General features: G+C 65.3%; 17 protein-coding genes. 11 read left to right on the top strand and 6 right to left on the bottom strand.

The window, feature by feature from the left end:
- Positions 1-225: 225 nt before the first annotated feature.
- The 3 genes from ASD86_RS22815 to ASD86_RS28230 all read right to left on the bottom strand — a co-directional run bounded on the left by ASD86_RS22815 (position 226) and on the right by ASD86_RS28230 (position 5,393).
- Positions 226-2,211: an alpha/beta fold hydrolase gene (locus ASD86_RS22815; protein ID WP_157477035.1), complete on the bottom strand. Its 1,986-nt coding sequence runs from the start codon at positions 2,209-2,211 to the stop codon at positions 226-228.
- 265 nt (positions 2,212-2,476) lie between these two features.
- Positions 2,477-4,810, bottom strand: a complete 2,334-nt coding sequence (locus ASD86_RS22810; RefSeq protein WP_082578637.1) for an excinuclease ABC subunit UvrA — start codon at positions 4,808-4,810, stop codon at positions 2,477-2,479.
- A 457-nt stretch (positions 4,811-5,267) separates the two neighbouring features.
- Positions 5,268-5,393 carry a hypothetical protein gene (locus ASD86_RS28230; RefSeq protein ID WP_255357311.1) on the bottom strand — a complete coding sequence of 42 codons (126 nt, stop codon included), beginning with the start codon at positions 5,391-5,393 and terminating at the stop codon, positions 5,268-5,270.
- A 179-nt stretch (positions 5,394-5,572) separates the two neighbouring features.
- Here ASD86_RS28230 and ASD86_RS22805 point away from each other — a divergent pair, with 179 nt between their 5' ends.
- Genes ASD86_RS22805 through ASD86_RS27570 form a run of 3 tightly spaced genes read left to right on the top strand, consistent with a single transcriptional unit; the run spans position 5,573 to position 8,176 of the window.
- Positions 5,573-5,935 carry a hypothetical protein gene (locus ASD86_RS22805; RefSeq protein ID WP_056116259.1) on the top strand — a complete coding sequence of 121 codons (363 nt, stop codon included), beginning with the start codon at positions 5,573-5,575 and terminating at the stop codon, positions 5,933-5,935.
- A gap of 11 nt (positions 5,936-5,946) precedes the next feature.
- Positions 5,947-6,693: a hypothetical protein gene (locus ASD86_RS22800; protein WP_056116256.1), complete on the top strand. Its 747-nt coding sequence runs from the start codon at positions 5,947-5,949 to the stop codon at positions 6,691-6,693.
- 46 nt (positions 6,694-6,739) lie between these two features.
- Positions 6,740-8,176 carry a hypothetical protein gene (locus ASD86_RS27570; protein WP_056116254.1) on the top strand — a complete coding sequence of 479 codons (1,437 nt, stop codon included), beginning with the start codon at positions 6,740-6,742 and terminating at the stop codon, positions 8,174-8,176.
- 86 nt (positions 8,177-8,262) lie between these two features.
- On the opposite strand, the gene groL is transcribed toward ASD86_RS27570, so the two are convergent.
- Together groL and ASD86_RS22785 are read right to left on the bottom strand one after the other, a co-directional pair.
- Positions 8,263-9,903, bottom strand: a complete 1,641-nt coding sequence (gene groL / locus ASD86_RS22790) for a chaperonin GroEL (protein ID WP_056116251.1) — start codon at positions 9,901-9,903, stop codon at positions 8,263-8,265.
- Positions 9,904-10,027: 124 nt separating this feature from the next.
- Entirely contained in the window at positions 10,028-10,315 is a 288-nt protein-coding gene (locus tag ASD86_RS22785; RefSeq protein WP_056116248.1) for a co-chaperone GroES, read from the bottom strand.
- Positions 10,316-10,837: 522 nt separating this feature from the next.
- On the opposite strand from ASD86_RS22785, the gene ASD86_RS22780 reads away from it, so the two are divergent.
- The 4 genes from ASD86_RS22780 (at position 10,838) to ASD86_RS22765 (ending at position 14,400) form a co-directional block, all read left to right on the top strand.
- A complete protein-coding gene (locus ASD86_RS22780) occupies positions 10,838-11,452 on the top strand; it encodes a hypothetical protein (protein ID WP_056116245.1) in 615 nt (204 codons plus the stop codon).
- 215 nt (positions 11,453-11,667) lie between these two features.
- Positions 11,668-12,213, top strand: coding sequence for a hypothetical protein (locus ASD86_RS22775; RefSeq protein WP_056116242.1), 546 nt, complete (start codon positions 11,668-11,670; stop codon positions 12,211-12,213).
- On the top strand, positions 12,210-13,754 hold the full coding sequence (locus ASD86_RS27565) for a hypothetical protein (protein WP_056116240.1): 1,545 nt from the start codon (positions 12,210-12,212) through the stop codon (positions 13,752-13,754). Before ASD86_RS22775 ends, ASD86_RS27565 begins: the two co-directional genes overlap by 4 nt.
- 76 nt (positions 13,755-13,830) lie before the next feature.
- Positions 13,831-14,400: a hypothetical protein gene (locus tag ASD86_RS22765; protein WP_056116237.1), complete on the top strand. Its 570-nt coding sequence runs from the start codon at positions 13,831-13,833 to the stop codon at positions 14,398-14,400.
- Positions 14,401-14,800: 400 nt separating this feature from the next.
- On the opposite strand, the gene ASD86_RS22760 is transcribed toward ASD86_RS22765, so the two are convergent.
- Positions 14,801-15,604 carry a helix-turn-helix transcriptional regulator gene (locus ASD86_RS22760; RefSeq protein WP_056116234.1) on the bottom strand — a complete coding sequence of 268 codons (804 nt, stop codon included), beginning with the start codon at positions 15,602-15,604 and terminating at the stop codon, positions 14,801-14,803.
- A gap of 99 nt (positions 15,605-15,703) precedes the next feature.
- Here ASD86_RS22760 and ASD86_RS22755 point away from each other — a divergent pair, with 99 nt between their 5' ends.
- The 4 genes from ASD86_RS22755 to ASD86_RS22740 all read left to right on the top strand — a co-directional run bounded on the left by ASD86_RS22755 (position 15,704) and on the right by ASD86_RS22740 (position 19,416).
- Complete coding sequence (locus tag ASD86_RS22755) at positions 15,704-15,958, top strand: hypothetical protein (RefSeq protein ID WP_056116565.1); 255 nt, start codon at positions 15,704-15,706, stop codon at positions 15,956-15,958.
- 113 nt (positions 15,959-16,071) lie between these two features.
- Positions 16,072-16,446, top strand: a complete 375-nt coding sequence (locus ASD86_RS22750; protein ID WP_056116231.1) for a cupin domain-containing protein — start codon at positions 16,072-16,074, stop codon at positions 16,444-16,446.
- A 406-nt stretch (positions 16,447-16,852) separates the two neighbouring features.
- Positions 16,853-17,251: a helix-turn-helix domain-containing protein gene (locus tag ASD86_RS22745; RefSeq protein WP_056116228.1), complete on the top strand. Its 399-nt coding sequence runs from the start codon at positions 16,853-16,855 to the stop codon at positions 17,249-17,251.
- 374 nt (positions 17,252-17,625) lie between these two features.
- On the top strand, positions 17,626-19,416 hold the full coding sequence (locus ASD86_RS22740; protein WP_157477033.1) for an endonuclease: 1,791 nt from the start codon (positions 17,626-17,628) through the stop codon (positions 19,414-19,416).
- The last annotated feature ends 603 nt before the right edge of the window (positions 19,417-20,019 follow it).

The following is a 20,019-nucleotide window of genomic DNA, read 5'->3' as shown; positions in this document are numbered from 1 at the left end:
GATGCGGTTCGCCGTGAAAGCGGCGGGCCGCATGCGGGAATCACGTCCGAGCCGCGGCTGCGCGGCTTGACCGGGCATGGCGGTCGCGGCTTGCGCCGCTCCTACAGTCGCAAACGCGACAACGCCCAGCCACGGCGATAACACGAAGCGCCCTGTAGGAGCGGCGTCCCACAGGGATTTGCGTCGGTCACAAGCCGCGATCGCGCAACTGCGCCTACCGCGCCGTCACCGCTTCGTGCTCTTCTCGTACTGCGCCATGTCCACGCGCAGAATCCGCCGCAACTCCAGGATCGCCTGCGGCGTCTCCTGCACGCTGTGGCCGGACACGATCACCTTCTCCGACAACGCGCCATCCAGATGCGCGCTGCGGTACGGCACCGCGCCGTCGCTGGATTGCAGCAGCGCGATCTTGGGATCGCGCTGGCCGACAATGGTGTGGTACGGCATGCCCGCTTCGATCGGCAGGTTCTCGGTGCTGCGCATGAACAACGAATTCGGACTCAGATCGTCCGGCCCGGTCGGCGGACGGCCCTTGCGGAAGCCGACCTTCTGCAACTCGTCCTGATCGACCTTGGTGCGCTGCGCCAGTTCGGCGGTCTCGCGCAGAACATCGAACGGCAGACGGATCAGCTTGCGCACCATCCGCAGCGGCCAACCGTCGGTGACCACCGCGCCGCGATGCGGCGAGGCCAGGAACACCACCCGGCCGAATTGCGGCATCGGCTGGAACACGGTCAGCACGCGCACCAGCGGTTCGTTACGCAGACGCTGCGCGGTGGCCGGATCGAAGGCCTTGAGCGTTTCGTCGAGCACCCGCTCGCCGCTGTCACTGACCAAGAGCCGCGAAATCACCCCGCCCATGCTGTGACCCACCAACACCGCATCGCGACTGGCGACATCGTCGCCTTCGGGATCGTAGTGCTTGAAAGTCTTGTCGAGCGCCGAAGCGATCGCCGCGCGATTGGACAGGATGCCGATGTTGGTCGGATAGAACACCTGCCACAGCTGATAATGCTTGCGCAGCGCTTCGTCGCCGAGGATCTCGTTAGCCAGATTGACCCACGCCTCCGGGCTGCTGGCCAGGCCATGCACCAGCACGATCACCCGCTTGTTCGGATCGTAAGGCTGATTGAGGTAGATGCGCGGCTTGAACGCGCGCGCCTGCTTGGGCCGCAGCAGACTCGACAGGCTCAGCCGCGCCAGCTCCGAACGCGCCAGCCACACGCCGTAGGCCGCCGAATAGTTCGCCGCGAGCGGCACCTTGCGCCCGCCGATGGTTTCGCTGTCGATGCGATACGGGTTGTACACGTCCATGCTGGCCTGATCGCTCGCCAGCACCGCGTCCAGGCTGTCGCCGTTGAAGCGCAGGGTCGCGGTCACCGGCAGATAACGGGTGTCGCGATACGGCGTGTCGTCCGCGCTGGCTTCATCGGCCGGCGTGACCGGCGCCGGCGATGGCGCGCGCCGCGGAAACACCGCGACCAGGCCGGTGCCGAAACCGTCGCGGCGATACACCGCGCGCAGGTTGTCGAAGCCGAGTGTGTCGGAGGCAAGCAAGGCTTCGGGTTGCAGGCTGATTTCCGAGGCTTCGTAACCGTGCAGGCCGACGCCGAGATTCAGACCGCCGACCTGCAACGGCGAGCTGCCGACGCGACCGCGGCTGGCTTCGAACGCGGCCTGGGCGACCACATCGACCGCGCGGTTGTAGTACTGCAGCACGCGTTGCTGGCGCGCTTCGAACACGCGCTGCTCGGGCGTGCGCGCGGTCAGGAACAGATAGGCGTAGGCATAGCGCGCGGTCTCGACCGCGGCGCGGGTGCGCTCGTCGGTGGCGACCTGGCCCGCGACCGCCGCGCTGGCGTCGACCGCCGCCGCGTCGCCCGCTTCGATCGCCGTGGCCTTGCGCCGCGACAGACCCGCGCTCTCGGCGGCCTTGCTGACCGTCGCCGGCGCGGCATTCATGCGCAGCAGTTGCAGCTCCGACGCCGTCGCCAGCCACGATTCGCTGGATGCGAGCGGCCGCAACTGGTCGATGCACGGTGCGGGATCGCGCGCGCACAGCTCAGGGTCGAGGCCGGCCGAACCCAGCGCGGTCGCCGACGCGGTGCTCAGTTTGCCGCCGTTGAGCGCATCGAGATTGCGCTCGGCGGCGATATCGCCGAACGCGCGTTCCTTGACCTTGACCACCGCGCAGCCGCTGCCCAGCAGCATGAGGAGGCTCGTCAGGACGAGGGCGATCGAGCGCAGGGGCATGCTGGGTCCGGGGAAAAGTTTGGAGGGCATTATCGAGGACGCGGTGGGTCGAGTTAATCGATTTAAGGGGCGATTGGAGCATTGAGAGGACGAGGTTAGCGTCCACAGATTAGGGATTCATAAGACCGCCCGCATCCAGGAGTTCGGCCGTATCGATGCGAGGTCGATGCAGGGCGAACGCCCCGCCCCGGCGCCGCCGGGCCCGGGACCGCCCGCGCCGGCATCACCGCGAACGCCGTCGCGGGCGCAGATAACGGGCCAGATGCTCGCCGGTGACCGATCCGGGGGCCTTGACCAGTTCGGCCGGCGTCCCCTGGAACACCACCCGCCCGCCGTCGCGCCCCGCGCCCGGCCCCATGTCGACGATCCAGTCGGCCTGCGCGATCACTTCCAGGTTGTGCTCGATCACGATCAAGGTGCTGCCGTTGTCGAGCAGGCGCTCCATCAACCGCAACAGACGCTCGATGTCGGACATGTGCAGGCCGGTGGTGGGTTCGTCCAGTACATAGGTCTCGCCGCGTTTTTCCAGTTCGGTAGCCAGCTTGATGCGCTGACGCTCGCCGCCCGACAGCGTGCTGAGCGGCTGGCCCAGGGACATATAGCCCAGGCCGACTTCTTCGACATGCGCGAGGATCGCCTGCAACGGCGGCGCGTCGAACACGCCGCGCGCCTCGCTCACGCTCAGGCGCAGCACTTCATCGATGCTCAGGCCGCGCCAGGTGTAAGCCAGTACTTCGTCGGTGAAGCGACGGCCCTGACAGGCCTCGCAGACGCTTTCGATCGGGTCCATGAAGGCCAGATCCACCTGGGTGATGCCCAGGCCCTTGCACACCGGGCAGGCGCCGGTCGAGTTGGCGCTGAACAAACCGGCATCGACGCCGTTCTCCTCGGCGAACAGGCGCCGGATCGGATCGAGCAGGCCGGTATAGGTCGCGGTGTTGGAACGTCGCGACGCGGTCAGCGCGCCCTGATCGATGCAGACCGTGTCGGGGTATTCGCGCGAGAACACCCCGTTGATCAGCGAACTCTTGCCGGAACCGGCGACGCCGGTGACCACGGTCATGACTCCGACCGGCAGATCCACATCGACCTTGCGCAGGTTGTGCAGGCTCGCCTTGCGCAGCGGCAGCCAGCCCTTGGGTTCGCGCAGTTGCGCCTTCAACTGCGGGCGCCGCGCGATATGGCGTCCGGTCAGGCTGCCGCATGTTGCCAATCCGGCCAGGTCGCCCTGATAGACCACCTGCCCGCCGTCGCGGCCAGCGCCCGGCCCCATGTCGACGATGTGATCGGCGATCTCGATCACGTCGGGATCGTGTTCGACCACCAGCACGGTATTGCCCTTGTCGCGCAGCTGCCGCAGCAACGCATTGACCTGATGCACGTCGCGCGCATGCAGGCCGACGCTGGGTTCGTCGAAGATGTAACTCATGTCGGTCAGGCTGCTGCCCAGGTGCTTGACCATCTTGACCCGCTGCGATTCGCCGCCGGACAGGCTGGAGGTCTGCCGATCCAGGCTCAGATAGCCCAGGCCGATGCCGATCAGATGCTGCAGCCGCTCTACGATCGCGGCGGTGACGGTGGCGGCCGGCGCGCTTTTTATCGCAACGATGAAGTCGATCAATTCATCGACCTGCATCGCCGCGCAGTCGGCGATGTGCTTGCCGGCGATTTTGCACGCCAGCACCTGCGGGTTCAGTCGCGCGCCCTTGCATTGGGTGCAGGTCTGGCGCGATACGACCCGGTTCAAGGCCTCGCGGCTGGCGCCTTTGACCTTGTCGCCGGACTGATGCAGGAAACTGCGATTGAAGCGATACAACAGGCCCTCGTACTGACTGCTGGCCCACCAGCCCGGTTTGGGATGTTTGGGCTTGAACGGTTCGGCGTTCAACAGCAGGTCCCATTCGCTCTGCGTGTACTCGCCGATGGGCTTGTCGTTGTCGAACAGGCCCGACAAGGCATAACGCTTCCAGCGCGCGCTGCCGACCGCCAGCGCGGGAAAGCGGATCGCGCCTTGATTGAGCGACTTGCCGCGGTCGATGAGTTTGTCGACATCGACCCGTTCGGTCGTGCCCAGCCCGTCGCACTGTGGGCACATCCCCTCGGGATGATTGAACGAAAACACCGTGGATTCGCCGACGAAAGGCTTGCCGATGCGCGAATACAACAACCGCAGCAAGGCATAGATATCGGTGACCGTGCCGACGGTGGAACGCGCGGTACCACCCAGGCGCTTCTGGTCGACCACGATCGCCGCGGACAGGTTTTCGATCGCATCGGCATCGGGCTGGCCGTAATGCGGCAGGCGATGACGGGCGAAGCTGCTGAAGGTTTCGTTGAGCTGACGCTGAGATTCGGCGGCGATGGTGTCGAACACCAGCGAGGATTTGCCTGAACCCGATACACCGGTGAACACGACGATGAGCCGCTTGGGAATCTCGATGCTGACGTTCTTGAGGTTGTGCTCGCGCGCGCCGATCACGCGGATCGGACGCTCGGGTTCACGCCGGCCCGGCACGCGATCTCGGCGCGGACGGGAGGCAGTGACGGATTTTTTCATCGGGGTTCTCCGGCGCCGCAACGCATCCGGCCGACCGGCTTCCCCCGTGCATCGACGCGTCCGATGGCTACGACGCGATGCGGCAACCAGCGCCGGCCGCGCGGCGACCTAGACGTGATGGATCAGGCTTCGACGGTACGAAGGCGATCGTTGCGCAGGTGTGAACGCAGTTGTGTCGGATGCGGTCGATCGGCAGGCGAGCTTGGCGCCAGTCCGTGTCTTTTATGGGAGGGCTGCAGCCGCGACATTCCGGTCCGCGATCGCCGGAAACTGCATCGAAACTTGAGCGGAAGGCCTTGGGCCGCAGCCCCGCAATACTTCGAATTGGCCGCAATGGCGGATGCACGACGCAACGCGGTCGGCACCGCAAAAAAAATAAAAAGGAAACCCGCCTCTCGACGGAGCTCCTCGCAATCCGTCTCGACGATCGGTCGATCAAAAATTCATGCTGTCGATGTCACCGCGCGCGTTGCGGACTCGCTTCGAACACACGCTGCCCGAGCGCACTCGCCGTGAGGAACAGATAGGCGCAGGCATCGCGCGCGGCTTCGACCGCCACGCCGATGTTGCCCCTGTGCAACATCGGCCCAGCCAACAAGCCGACTACACCATGCGTGTCCTGTCCACCGGGCGGAGGTCGTTTGCATTGTCGAGCGCGCCCGCTCCTGCGTAGACACCGGCGCGCCTTCACGCCCGGCTCGCCAGGGCGTTTTCCGAATCGACCCTTCCGCTTTCTGTCTTGCGCGCACGAGGCGCCCCGCCATGCACCCGATCGGAAATCCCGCAGAGTCAGGCCAGCCCGAACTGCACGTCCAGCACATCGCCTGCGCCAACAATGCCGCGTTCGCGCTGCGTTTCATCATCCAGCGTCTGGACGGCGACCAGGTGATCAGCCAGACCCCGACGGGCGGCGCATTCGCGGCCGGGCAGACCCGCAGCGTCGATCTGTCCGCGCTGCGCTTCCACCAGCAAGCGCTGAACGTGGGCGACCGCGTGCGCATCCGCGCGCGCGCGATGGGCGGGACGCGCCGCGACGGTCCATCGGTGGCCTATGCGCCCAACGGCCATACCGCGACCTTCAGCGTGCGCGGCACCACCTTGAGCTTCTCGATCAACCGCATCTGAGGCATCCGCCCATGGCCGCGTCCCACGCGCTGGAAGGTCAAGCCACCGATTGGCTGCGCGACAGCGAAAATCTGTTGGTTCGCTTCGGTCTCAACGATGACGACGACGACGCCCGCCATCGCAACCGAGGCGCGCAGGTGCATATGTTCACCGACGCGCGCTTGCCGCGGGTGGCGCCCGATCGCGTGTTTCCGAATCTGGTCGCGGTAAGCCGCGGCGCGGCGCTGTCGATCCAGATCCGCGCGCGATCGCGCGGGCCGTTGGGCTTCGGTTTCCGCATCGCCACCGGCGCCGAGCCCGTGGTGGATCGCCTCTACGCGGTTCACCGCGCCGACTCGTTGGGCTATCGCAGCGTCACCGTGCGCCGGTTCCAGCACGAAGCGAGCCTGATCACCGTGGATCTGATGCGCGCGCGTCTCAGCCATTCGCACCGCCTCGACGCGTTGCAACAACTGTGGACCTGCGACATCACCACCTGGGACGTGCATCAGTTTCTCGACCCGATCACCGCGCGCGTCTATACCCGCAACAACCCGCGCTTCCCGCCGACGCCACCGGCTGGGCCGGTGGACACCCGACGCGGCAGCGCGCGGGAGGCGGTCGGCGGCGGTGCGCTGCAGGTCAACGCCGGGGTGATCTGGGCCGACGGCAGCGCCGAGCAAATCTTCGAGCGCATCCAGGTGCAGGCCGAGGCCGATCCGGATCGGGAGTTCTCCGGCCGGCTGCGCGTGCATTTTTTCGTCGTCGATCCGGATTGAGCGGCCGCGCGCCGCGCCCGCCGCATCGCGCAACCGAGGGCTGAGCATGCTCGTCACCATCGCATTCGCCGGCGAACCCGACCGCAACCTGGTCCTGCGCCTGGAACAGGACACGTCCTTGCGCCAGATTCGCGAACAACTCGCGGCCCTGGACGCGATGGCGCCGGGGGATCGCTTCCAGTTCGGCAATGCGCGCGTGGACCCGTCGATCGAGGCCGACACTAAACTCAAGGAAGTGATCAGCGAGGACGGCGTGCTCACCGTGCGTCCCGCGCCGCGCGCGCCAGAACCTGAGCCGGAGCCGGAGCCGGAACCCGAACCCGAGCCGCCCGCGCGCCCGGCGCTGCGCCCGACCGCGCCCACCGCGCGGCCCGCCGAAGCCAGTTGGGGACTGCGCGGCGAAGACGAGACGCCGGACCTGCTGGCGCATTTGCAAGCTCAGCTGGCCGGTTTCAGCGTGCGCACGCCGGACGATTTCACCGCCCTGCCGCTGGCGACGGTGCAGGCGCTGTTCGCCGCGCGCCGGCTCGATCGCGGCCTGCGTTTCGGCCCCGATCCGAACGACGTCTTGTTCGGCGCGCGCGCGCCGCGTTCGCCGGTGGTGTACCGGCATCCGCAGCGGCCGCCGCATTCGGGCGGGGTCTCGTTCACCTCGAGCTGGACCATCAGCGCTACCGCCAGCCGGGTGCTGCACGCGTTGCACACGCGCAGCATCCACAACGCCAACGCCGGCGGCGGCGTCAACGGCTTCGGTCTGGCCGCGGATTTCCGTCACGACCTCGAACGCCTGCAGCGCAATGAGGTCACCGCGATCCATCTGGTCGACGAGATGATCGTGCCCAAGGTCGTGCTGATGCTGGATCCCGACACCGACCTGGGCGTCGCGCCCGAATTGGTCGAAGCGGTCGACCGCGCATTGGCGATACCCAGCCGGGCCGGACAATACGAGGCGCTGCACGAACGCGTGTTCGCCGCCTTCGGCTATTTCTTCCCGTGCGAGGCGCTGCTCGGCGGCACTCGCATGCGCACGCTCAGTACGATCAGCGAAGACCTGCAAGAGCAGGAGCAGTTGCTGTCGGGCTTCGGTTTCGGCGCCGCCGCGAAGGACGCGCCGACCCGCTTCGGCCCGGCCAGCGGCGACATCGGCTACGCGCGCGCCGACAGCCGACTGTCCAAGCATCGCCACATCCGCCAATTGCGCCAGCAGAGCATCCGCACCGTCGGCGGGCATCCGGCGCAGGGCCTGTCGGACGAACTGGCGCTGAAATGGACGGCCGGCCTGGACGCGGTGGAGCTGTGGGCCACCATCGGCCATCGCCGGCTGGTGCCGATCCTGCGCTTCCTGCCGCCCCGGCAACGCGACCGCTGCGTCAGCGTGATCGATCAGTTCGCCCGCTCCGGCGCCAGCGCGCGCTACACCGTGCTGGACATGGCCGCTTACGTGATGCCGCTCAATCGCGATTTTCTCGGCGCGATTCTATAGCCCGCGTCGCGAACCGCGAACCGGATCGACATAAAAAAACCCCGCCTTTCGGCGGGGTTTTCGTAGTGCTTACGGCGATCGGGGGATCAGAAATCCATGCCGCCCATGCCGCCCATGCCACCGCCGCCCGGCATCGCCGGCTCGTCCTTCTTCGGCAGCTCGGCGACCATCGCTTCGGTCGTGATCATCAGACCGGCGATCGACGCCGCGTTCTGCAGCGCGGTGCGGGTGACCTTGGTCGGGTCCAGGATGCCGAACTCGAGCATGTCGCCGTATTCGCCGTTGGCGGCGTTGTAACCGAACGCGCCGGTGCCTTCCTGGACCTTGTTCAGGATGACCGACGGCTCTTCGCCGGCGTTGGTGACGATCTCGCGCAGCGGCGCTTCCATCGCGCGCAGCGCGATCTGGATGCCGTGGTTCTGGTCTTCGTTGGCGCCCTTCAGACCGCTGATCGCGGCCTTGGCGCGCAGCAGCGCGACGCCGCCGCCCGGGACGATGCCTTCTTCCACGGCAGCGCGGGTGGCGTGCAGCGCGTCTTCAACGCGAGCCTTCTTTTCCTTCATCTCGATTTCGGTCGACGCGCCGACCTTGATCACCGCAACGCCGCCGGCCAGCTTGGCCACGCGCTCTTGCAGCTTCTCGCGATCGTAGTCCGACGAGGTCTCTTCGATCTGCGCCTTGATCTGCTTGATGCGCGACTGGATCGTCTCGCCGTCGCCGGCGCCGTCGATGATGGTGGTGTTCTCCTTGGAGACCTGCACCTTCTTCGCGCGGCCCAGATCCTTGATCGTGGCCTTCTCGAGCTGCAGGCCGACTTCCTCGGAGATCACGGTGCCGCCGGTCAGCACGGCCATGTCTTCGAGCATCGCCTTGCGACGGTCGCCGAAGCCCGGCGCCTTCACGGCGCAGACCTTGACGATGCCGCGGATGGTGTTGACCACCAGGGTCGCCAGCGCTTCGCCTTCGACTTCCTCGGCGACGATCAGCAGCGGCTTGCCGGACTTGGCCACGCCTTCCAGCACGGGCAGCAGGTCGCGCACGTTGGAGATCTTCTTGTCGTACAGCAGCACGTACGGGTCGTCCAGTTCGGCCGACATCGACTGCTGGTTGTTGATGAAGTACGGCGACAGGTAGCCGCGATCGAACTGCATGCCCTCGACCACGTCGAGCTCGTTCTCCAGGCCCGAACCGTCTTCAACGGTGATCACGCCTTCCTTGCCGACCTTGTCCATCGCCTGAGCGATGAGGTCGCCGATGTCGGCGTCGGAGTTGGCCGAGATCGCGCCGACCTGGGCGATTTCCTTGCTGGTCGAGGACGGCTTGGACAGCTTCTTGAGTTCGCTGACGGCTTCAACCACGGCCTTGTCGATGCCGCGCTTGAGGTCCATCGGGTTCATGCCGGCGGCGACCGCCTTCATGCCCTCGCGGATCAGCGCCTGCGCCAGCACGGTCGCGGTGGTGGTGCCGTCGCCGGCGTTGTCGGAGGTCTTGGAAGCGACTTCCTTGACCATCTGCGCGCCCATGTTCTCGAACTTGTCGGCCAGCTCGATTTCCTTGGCGACGGACACGCCGTCCTTGGTGATCGTCGGCGCGCCGAAGCTCTTCTCGAGCACGACGTTGCGGCCCTTCGGACCGAGGGTGGCCTTTACGGCATTGGCGAGAATGTTGACGCCGCGCACCATCTTGGCGCGTGCGTCCTCACCGAAACGAATTTCTTTGGCAGCCATTTGAAACTCCGGGATTTGAGATTGGGGATTTGGGATTGGCAAGAGCTAGCGGGTCGTCGGGTGGACAGGGATCGCAGCGCAAGCGCTTTGCGAATCCCGAATGCCCAATCCCGAATCGCGGCTCTTAACCGACGATCGCGAGGACGTCGTCTTCTTTCAAAATCTTGTATTCGACGCCGTCCTGCTTGTAGGAGCTGCCCGAGTACTGGCCGTAGATGACCTTGTCACCGACCTTGAGCTTCGGCGCGCGCAGGCTGCCGTTGTCCAGGGCCTTGCCTTCGCCGACGGCGACGACTTCGCCCTTGGTCGACTTTTCCTTGGCGGCGTCGGGGATGATGATGCCGCCGGCGGAGATTTCGTCGGCTTCGATCGGCTTGACCACAACGCGGTCGTAAAGCGGCTTGAGATTCATGGCGACCCTCTGTAAGTGATTGAATGGGTGGAGAAAGAACGGGAATTTTAGCAGTCGCCCCGGTCGAGTGCCAGCATCGGGGACAAAAGCGCCCGGGCGAACCGGGACTGCACGGAACATGAGGCGTCCTGGCGGCCTTTCAAGGGCCCCGTGCGAAATCGTGCGACGGGTGGTGGCCGAATGAGGCAAGCCGGTTGATCGGGGGACCGGTTGGGGTGGGTTGCCGCTGGCCGTTCAAGCCCGCGGACCACTGGGGCAGGTTCCGGTTGATGACCTTCGCTTCGAGGCCCCAAGAGACGGCCCTTGGCCCGGAGTCTTGGGGTGGGGCCCGCACCCGGCATCTTTGCTGCGAGGGCGCTTCAGCCCCGACGCGTACGGCTCGGGTCGCCCACCGCCTCGAAGTCGCGACCGGCCCCAGGCCCCCACCGGCGGGCACATCCATTCAACCTTGAATGTTTTTGCCGTCGCGCCGTAGCCTCGAACCCAGCCGCTTCAAGGATCGGATATGCGCCGACACCGCTCATGATGGCATCGGGCCTGCTGCTGGGTTTCATCGCTGACGGCTGCGCTTCGCCTTACGACAAGATGAATCCGCAGTTCAAACAGAACCCGCAGCCCAAGCAGCGTTATCAACTCATGCTGACCATCGCCAACGCGCCCGGGCCGTTCAAGTCGGTCGAAGGGTTCATGCAGTTCGACGTGGCGACACCGGAATGCCTGCCGCCTCCGAAAGAAAACGGCGGTCACCTCTGGCCGACACCAACGGAAGACATCCCCTTCGTGTGGACCCGTGTCAGCGACACTGAGTACACAGGCGTTGTTTACATCGATGGCATGATCGACGAGGACTACTACGGTCGTGGCGTATGTCGCTGGAAATTGATGCAAGCGCGTGCGGCCTTGAAGGCCACCGGGGCGAATCGCGAAACAAGGTTCGTGCCGAACATCTACCCGGAAAAACTGATCGTCCAGCAAGCGGAAACCACCTATTTCTTAAGCGAAAACTATCCTCGTCATCCAGAGGCTGAGTCGGAAGATCCAGTGAGCGACGGGCAGATCGATCGTTCGAAAATGTCTGACCGCCAAGACCAAGACCTATTCACTGTCACTCTCACACCCAAGGCAATCACACGATAGTCTTCATTGGCTGTGCTTGCTACGACCCGAAATCCCAAACACGCAGTACCGTACTAATCAACAGACATTCCGAATACCCTCCTTACAGCTTGCTCTCCGCAGGCTAGCCGCCTGAGCCGCCTCAAGGACTGGATATGCGACAACACCTTTCATGGTTAGGCCTGAGCTTGCTACTACCCTTGTCCGCCTGCAGCTTTCCCGCTTCCGAGAAGACCATGCCCGATTTCAAGCAGAACCCGCGGCCCAAGCAGATTTATCAGCTCACACTGACTATCGCCAATGCTCCGGGCTCGCTCGCCTCTGTCGAAGGGGTGATGCAGTTCGATGTAGTAACACCAGAGTGCTTGCCTCCTCCGAAGGAAAACGGCGGCATGCCTTGGTCGGTACCGACTCACAACTTTCCGATTACGTGGACTCGGATAAGCGACACCGAGTACACCGGACTTGTTTACATCGACGGCATGCTCGACGAGGACTACTACGGCAAAGGCATGTGTCACTGGAAATTAATTCAGGCCCGCGCCGATTTGAAAGCGACGGGAGCCAATGGTGAAACTCGATTCATGCCCAACATCGAGCCGGACAAGTTGCTGGCGCAACAAGCTCAGACCACATATTTCTTGAAAGAGTTCTATCCACGAAATCCAGACATCGAGAATTACCCCGAATTCGGACAGGCCGATCGGTCAAAAATGGCGCCAAGCCTCAAGGACGACGACCTCTTCACTGTGACCCTGACTTCTAAGGCGGCTACGCCATGACCATCGGCACCCAGCAATACGCCAATCTGGCATCGCACTCTTATGGTGAAGAACACAATGGACTGAAGGGCCAGATGCAGCATCTGGTCGGCCAGCAAATTGAACGGGAAGGCGTTAAATACAAAGTCTTGGAGTACATGGACCGTCCTTCCGGCTATCAGGGCGCGATCTATCAGCGGGTTGATACCGGCGAGATCGTGGTGGCACATCGCGGTACCGAATTCGATCGCGAAGCCAAGAAGGATGGCCTTATAGCGGACGGCGGCATGGTGACAAGGGGCCTCAACGCTCAAGTCGATGACGCCATGGAACTGACCAAGCACGCGCTTACGCTCGCCAAAAGCAGCGCTTCCAAATATGGCGGCCACGTCCCCGAAGTCACCACCACCGGCCACTCCCTAGGCGGCGGCCTCGCCCAGCTCACCGCTTACAAATACGGCCTGCGCGGCGAAGCCTTCAATCCTTACGGCGCGGCCAGCCTCGACTATGGCGTGCCCGAAGGCGGCAACCGTTTCGTCAACCACGTCATGGCCGGCGACGCGGTCAGCGCGGCCAGCCCGCATTACGGGCAGGTTCGCGTCTACGCCAAGCCGCAGGAAATCCAGAGCCTGACGGCCGCCGGCTACAACAACCGCGATCACCTTTCGACCGACATCCTCCATCGCGCGCCGATCGTCGCGGCGGTGATGTCCGGAACCAAGGGCACGTCGCACAACATGGACAACTTCCTAAATGTCGACGCCGATGGTCGCAAGGACGTATCGGTCATCAACGATCCCAAGACCCAGGCCTTGGCCAAGCAATACGATCCGATGATCGACAAATACCGCGACGATGTGCGGCATCTGCGCGGCGGTATCACCACATCGGTCGCGGTGGGCGAAAAGGTGATCGAGCTGCATGACAAGGTCAATAAGCGCGCGTTCGACACGGGCGTGCAAACCGGCAAGTTCGCCATCGCCACCGGCGAGAAAGTGGTCGATCTGCAGGTGCAGACCAGCAAGAAAGCGGTCGAACTCGGCGTGCAGGCCGGCAAAGCGGCGATCCACACGGGCGAGAAGGCGGTCGAGCTTGGCGAGCGGGCCGGCAGAAAGGCGATGGACCTGGGCGTGCAAGCCGGAAAGAAGGCGGTCGAAACCGGTGAGAAGGCCGTGGAATTCGGCGAACACGTCGGCAAGAAGGCCGCCGAAGTCGGCCAGCGGGCCGGCAAGAAAATGCACGAGGCCGGCGAGGCCATCGGCGATTTCCTGCAATCCAGGGCCGCTTCGGTCGGCGCCGCTGGCACCGCGCTGTTGAGCACGGACCCGTTGGCATTCGTCAAGAAAATGACCCAGGCGCATGCCTCCGGCGATCACGACACGTTCCGCGCGATGACCCAATCCGCAGCCCATCACGGTGCCGGACAGCAACTGCGGCACGACGCGGGCGCCGCGGTCGATCGGCATGAACACCAACAGGCCAACGAACGTGCCGCGCAGCAGCAGAGCGACCAACAGCAACAGGAAACCCACCAGCACAGTCACGGCGGCCGCTCTCGCTGAGTCGCCCGCCCCAGTCGCAATTGCAGTCGCAGTCGCAGTCGCAGTCGCAGTAGTTCGACACAGGACCCATTCCCGCATGGACCAGCACGAAGTCGTCGCACTGATCAGCACCACCGCCGAGCTGATGGAGCAGTTCCAACGCAATTGCGCGCAGATCGAGCAACAGCAACGCGCGTTGTCGCAGCAATTGCAGGGTTTGTCGCAACAACTGCCGGCGACGGTGCGGCAATCGGCCGACGCCACACTGAGCCATTTGCCCGGCGCCCTGATGGGCAAGCTGCAAAGCGGCCTTGAGCAGCCGGTCGACGAATATCAAAAACGCCTGGGCCAGGCCGGCGCACTGCTGGGCGAAGGGTCGAAAGCGCTTGCGCAGCAGCTCCAGCACATGGAACGCCTGCACAAGAGTCTGATCTGGAAGACATCGGCCGCGCTCGTCGGCTGCATGACGTTGTTGTTGCTGGGCGGCATCTGGCTGTCGATGCATTACAGCGGGGTGATCCGCGATAACCAGGTCGCGGCCGACAAGCTCAGGGCGATCAATAGCGCCGATGTGATCCTGTGCGGGGGCCGCCTGTGCGCGAATATCGAGCGCAAGGCTCAAGGCTACGGCGACAAGGGGCAGTACGCGGTGGTCCAGCAGCGCTGACCGGCGATGGGCGCGATGCCCTGCCCGATGGCGAACGTTCGAGCGCGCGCGTCCGGGCGGATTAGACAGGGATACCCCGCACGCGCCAGGAACTGCCTATGTCGTCCGCGACCTCGCCCGCCGAGATCGCCGCGACGCTCACCGAACCATGGTCGCCGCGGGTGATCGCCGAAGTCGACGACGCCTACATCTAGGTCGCGCGCGCACGGCACGCTGGCGTGGCGCAACCGCCTTTCAAGGGGCGGGGCGAAGAAATTCTCGGCCGTCCGGATGCCGGCGGGCGCGGACTCCCGGCGCCGATGCCCACGCACGGGACAAAGCTCACTGAAGGACAGCGCTGCCTGGGCCTAAGCGGGTTGGCGCTGCGCATGGCCGAACCGTCAGGCCACGTCCGGGCCGCTCAACCCCGCGAGGGCTTGAGGTACTGGGTCGGCGCGGCGCCGAGGTGGCGCCGGAACATGGCGGTGAACGCGCTGACGCTGTCGTAACCCATCTCCAGCGCGACCGTGGTCACCGGCTCGCCGGCCGCCAGCCGTTCCAGCGCGCGCATCAGCCGCGCGCGTTGCCGCCATTGCAGCAGGCTGTAGCCGGTTTCGGCGCTGAAGTGGCGGCTCAGGCTGCGCTGGGACAAATGCGCGTAGACCGCCCATTCGGCCAGACCGCGCGGATCGGCCGGGTCGTCGATCAGGGCCTGGGCCACGCGCAACGCGCGCGCGTCGCCCGGCATCGGCAGGCCGATGCGTTCGCCGGCCCGGCTGTGAGCATGGCAATCGACGATCTCGTCCAGCAGCACCCGGGCCAGCCGCTCCCGGGCCTCGTCCAACGGCAACGAAGCCGGCCAGGTCGCGGCTCGGGCGATCGCTGCACGCAGCAGCGCCGACACGCGGATCGCACACGGCCGCGTCGGTAACGCCGCGCAATCGGCCCGGGCGACATACACGCTCCAGCCGGAAAACGCCTCGCCGTGCGAGCGCAGCGAATGCGGCGCGTGCGGCGGCAGCCACACCGCATCGGTCGCCGGCACCAGCCAGCGTCCCTGCCCGGTGCCGACAGACAGCAGGCCGCGATGCGCGCCCAACAATTGCCCGCGCGCGTGCTGGTGCGGCGCGGTGTCGCGCACGCCATGGGCCTCGAGACTCACCGCGATCACGAACGGCCCCGCATCCGAATCGGCGCGGGCCGGGGCAAGCAGAGGATCGGACATGGCCGGAACGCGCTATGGGATGGCCGGGGCAACGTAGCAGAGCCGGCCCGGCCCACCCAGCATGGACCTACCTTTCCGACCGTCACCATGGAGTTTCCGATGCGCGCTCACGACATCCTGCCCGACCACCTCGATGAAGCCCGGATCGACGGCGTGGCCGTACGCAAAGGCTCGGTCGCCGCGTTCCTGGCCAATGCCCGCGCCTTGAACGACCCGCAAACCGCCGACGCCGCGCGCGCAGAAGCCGAACAGCACATCCGCGAAGCGCTGCCCGCCTTGCGCGCGGTGGGTTTGTTCGAGGTGCTGGAGATTCGCGACGCCAGGCTGCGCGCGTGGGTCGAATCGCAGAATTGACGCGCGCGGCGCCATGGCGCGCATGCGGCATCTGCATGGTCGGACACGGCGCATCAGGCGGCGTGCCAGGCGGCGTACTAGACTGCGATTCCCAGCCTTCGCCAGGATTTCGCATGTCGTCCGTGACCTCACCCGCGCAGATCGCCGCAACGCTCACCGAACTGTGGTCGCCGCGGGTGATCGCCGAAGTCGACGACGCCTATATCAAGGTCGCGCGCGTGCACGGCACGCTGGCCTGGCACAGCCATGCCGACGAGGACGAATTGTTCATGGTGCTCAAGGGCAGGCTGGCGATCGAGATGGAAGACCGCACCGTCGAACTGGGCGCGGGCGAGTTGTTCGTGGTGCCCAAGGGCGTACGCCACAACCCGGTCGCCAGCGAGGAATGCCACATCCTGCTGATCGAACGCAAAACCACCCGGCACACCGGGGATGTGGTCACCGACAAGACCCGCTCGCTCGACGAGCAGTTGCGGCCGCTGGCCTGAGCGCGCGGCCGGTCGGCCATCGTGCGGATCGGACTCGACGGCCCGCGCGGCGCACAAAAAGAAAGAGCGCGTCCCGTGGAACGCGCTCTTTGGTACGGAGATGGCCGTCCTACGCATGGCGCAATCCAGCGCCCGTCCCCCGAACCGACCTCGTGTCCAGCCGAAGTCCATATCAGCGTGTGAGCATCTTGCGAAGTCCTTGCGACGGTTGCCACACGTCGGCCGGCCAGACGCCGCCACTTTCGGTATCAACAGGACTTGTCCACCCACCTAACTTGCTGTATTGGTTGGAAGCGAAAACGCACATGGCTAGCTAAAGCGCACTAGGTACGGCGTCTATCGTTCACTAGGTGACTATAGGTAGCATTTGCTGATTTCTCCCCTATAAAAGTGCCAAATCAATCTCATGACGCCCCAACAGCGCATTCGACTCGCACGCCGCCACGCCGGCCTGTCCCAGGCCGCCCTCGGCGCGGCGGTCGGCGTACAACGCAGCGCGGTCGGGCACTGGGAAGCGGCCCAGGGCAAGTTCCCGAGCATGGCCCACCTGCGCGAACTGGCCCTGGTCACCGGGGTGCAATTCGAATGGCTGGCGACCGGGCGCGGCAAGATGGGCCTGTCGCTGGACACGGCGATGGACTCGGTCGCCGCCGCCGATGCGCTGCTGATCGACGACCCGCTGGAGCTGCGCCTGATCGCCGCGTTCCGCGAAGCGCCGACCCGCTCCAAGGCGCCGCTGGTGGAAGTCGCCGAGCAACTGGCGGAGCTGCGTACCGGCAAAACGCGCGGTAGCAGCAAGGGCTGAGCGCCGAATCAGGCCTCGGCTTCGAGACGAGCTTGAGCGGAACGCATCGGGGCTGAAGTCGCTGGTGGAACCCGCCTCACTGAAGCCTCCTCTCACAAGCCGATCGCTCCCGCGACCGCCTACCCGCCGTAGCCGTCGCGACCCCAACGCAGCCGATCTCCGGCGATAACCCGCATAACCGCGACCAACGTCTCTATTTAGCCGTTCCATTCGCCGGCGCATGCCCGGCGTGGTCACAAACCGCGTCTAGACTCGACCGGTGCGCCCGGGGAGGGCGCCTGAGCTGCGCCGGCCTCGCGCTTTCATGCGGCCGGACGCCACGCCACTCACAAGGAGTCGTTTCGATGCGCAAGTCAGTCACTGACTGTTCCGCCATGCTGTTCGCAAGCACGCCCCGCGTGCGCCGCGCCGCCGTTCTCTCGCTCGCCATCGCCGCGCTGTTGCCGTCGATGGCCTCGGCCGCGGTGTTCATCAACGAATTCCATTACGACGACGCCACCTCGGCCGGCGACACCGGCGAGCGGATCGAAGTCGTCGCCACCGCCGGCGAAACACTGAGCAACTACCGCATCTATCTGTACAACGGCAGCTCGCCGTCGTCGGCGGTGAGCTACGACAACGACCTGGTCCCGGCCGGCAGCGTGGTGACTTGCGGCAGCGGCAGCGCGCGCATCGCTACCCTGAGCTATCCCACCAACGGCATCCAGAACGGCTCCAACGACGGCTTCGCCCTGGTCGACGGCAGCGGCACGGTGGTCCAGTTCTTGAGCTACGAAGGCCAGATCACCGCCAGCGGCGGCCCGGCCGCGGGCAAGACCAGCATCAACCTGCCGGTGTCCGAATCGGGTTCGACCGCGGCCGGCACCTCGCTGCAGCTGTCGGGCAGCGGCAGCGCGTATTCGCAGTTCACCTGGCAGAACTCGGCGACCCAGACCTTCGGCGCCTGCAACAACGGCCAGACCTTCACCGGCGCCTCGCCGAACACCCCGCCGAGCGTGAGTTCGACCACCCCGGCCAACGGTTCCAGCACGTTCCCGGCCGCGGGCGATCTGGTCGCGAACTTCAGCGAAGCAGTCACCCTGGCCAGCGGCGCGCTGACCCTGCAGTGCGCCACCTCGGGCACGGTCGCGCTGAGCTACCCGTCCAGCGGCACCGCCATCACCGCATCCACCGGCACCGCGCTGCACGCCGGCGAAAGCTGCACCTTCACCGTCGTCGCCAGCAAGGTCACCGACGCTGGCGGCGCGACCCCGGCCGCGAACACCGTGGTCAATTTCAACGTCGCCAGCGGCGGCGGCACGCCGACGGGTTACTACTCGCACGTCAACACCAGCAGCGCCAGCCAGTTGCGTTGCTCGCTGCATTCCACGATCAAGGGCCACACCGCGTACCCGTACAGCGGCGGCACCACCAACACCTGGACGATTCTGGAAATCGCCGACGAGGATCCGAACAATTCCGGCCGCATCCTCGATGCGTACAAGAACCGCAGCTACCTCAAGGTCACCGACCGCGCCGGCAGCGGCAGCGGCGTGAAGTACAACCGCGAGCACACCTGGCCGAATTCGCTGGGCTTCGGCAGCGCGACCGGCAACCTCGGCCTGCCGTACGCGCCGTACACCGATACGCACATGCTGTATCTCACCGACGCGGGCTACAACGCTGATCGCGGCAACAAGCCGTTCGCCGACTGTTCGCTGTCGAGCGGTTGCGGCGAGCGCGTCACCGAGGTCAACAACGGCCAGGGCGGCGGCAGCGGCGTGTACCCGGGCAATTCGAACTGGTTCAAGACGCCCGACGGCAACGCCGGTTCGTTCCAGGTCTGGGGCAAGCGCAAGGGCGACATGGCGCGCGCGGTGCTGTACATGGCGATCCGCTACGAGGGCGGCACCGATCCGAACAACGGACAGAGCGAACCGGATCTGGAACTGACCGACGATCGCAGCAAGATCGTCATCACCTCGTCCTCGCCGGCCTACATGGGTCTGCTGACCACGCTGTTGTCGTGGCACCAGGCTGATCCGCCGGATGCGGCCGAGAAGGCGCGCAACGAAGTGATCTACAGCTTCCAGGGCAACCGCAACCCGTTCATCGATCATCCGGAATGGGCGACGGCTTCGTTGTTCAATTCGGCCAAGCCGGCTAGTTGCCAGTTGATTCCGTAAGCGCTGGTTGATTGGGTTTTATTGTTTCGAGACGAAGGCCCGCGGATGCGGGCCTTTGTTTTTTCGATGTGTGGCGATGGTGATTTGAGAGGCGCGATGTGGTGTGGTGCGTTGGCTGCGGGTGACCGCGATTCGGTGCTGTCGGAGCGCGGTGTGAGGCGCTGCGATGGCTGCGATTCGATTCGGTTCGACTCGCTAAGGTGGCTGTGGTGTGTCTGCGATTCGCTGTGGCGCGGCGGGCTACGGTGCGCCTGCGATTCAATGCGAGGTGTTTGGCGACATGGCCTGCATTCGGCTGAAATGAAGATTCAGGCGATCTGGACGAAAGTCGCTGGATTCCCGCGTTCGCGGGAATGACGAGCAAAAGCACGACGCGCAGCTTTCGGGCGGAGCGAATCGGCACGAATGCTTATGCCGTCACGGGCCACCCCATCCTTACGAACCCTCCTACCGTCATCCCCGCGAACGCGGGAATCCAGCGACTTTGAGCGAAAGACTTTCAATCAGCACGGACCTCACACACGTCCGCGCCATCGTCCTGCCGTCATCCCCGCGAAGGCGGGGATCCAGGGCTCCACCGAGGCATAACGCTGAAGTCTCTGA

Source organism: Lysobacter sp. Root690, assembly GCF_001427785.1.
Classification (GTDB): domain Bacteria; phylum Pseudomonadota; class Gammaproteobacteria; order Xanthomonadales; family Xanthomonadaceae; genus Lysobacter.
This window is presented reverse-complemented; position numbering and strand designations above follow the sequence as displayed.